The following is a 542-nucleotide window of genomic DNA, read 5'->3' on the forward strand; positions in this document are numbered from 1 at the left end:
ATGTATAAAGAGTATAATGACATAATTTTTAAATTAATATTTGCAAAATGAATAAAAGAATGTATAATGATAGACAAATAGCGCAAACGTTTTCATAGACTTGAGATATTGTTTGCGCTTCAATTAAACTATTAAATGCAAACGTTTTCAGTTTCTGAGGTACATAGACAATTTAGGGAGGTTTTTGGGCTGAAGAAAGCATTATCATTATTAACGGTTTCAGCATTATCTATTGGTATGTTATCTGCATGTGGACCGAAAGATTCAGGGAAAAAAGAGGAAAGTAAAGCGAAAAAAGACTATGACCTTCTTGTTTGGGAAGATGAGAAAAAAGGTGTGGGTCTAGAGCCAGCGGTGAAAAGTTTTGAAAAGAAATATAATGTGAAAGTAAAAGTTGAAGAGGTTCAGATGACGAAACAAATAGAAAAACTTCGTCTCGACGGTCCAGCTGGCACAGGGCCAGATGTTGTAACATTGCCACATGATCATATTGGTAATGCGGTAACAGAAGGGCTACTTTCAGAAGTGAAAGTAGATGATAC

At 34.9% G+C, this 542-nt stretch carries 1 protein-coding gene; it reads left to right on the forward strand.

All coding sequences use genetic code 11. The features are described 5' to 3' along the window. Positions 1 to 135: 135 nt before the first annotated feature. The coding region (locus ACCC84_RS23940) for a sugar ABC transporter substrate-binding protein (protein ID WP_371902445.1) at positions 136 to 542 on the forward strand (407 nt) is incomplete at its 3' end.

Source organism: Serratia odorifera, assembly GCF_041448735.1.
In the GTDB taxonomy this organism is placed as follows: domain Bacteria; phylum Pseudomonadota; class Gammaproteobacteria; order Enterobacterales; family Enterobacteriaceae; genus Serratia_F; species Serratia_F odorifera.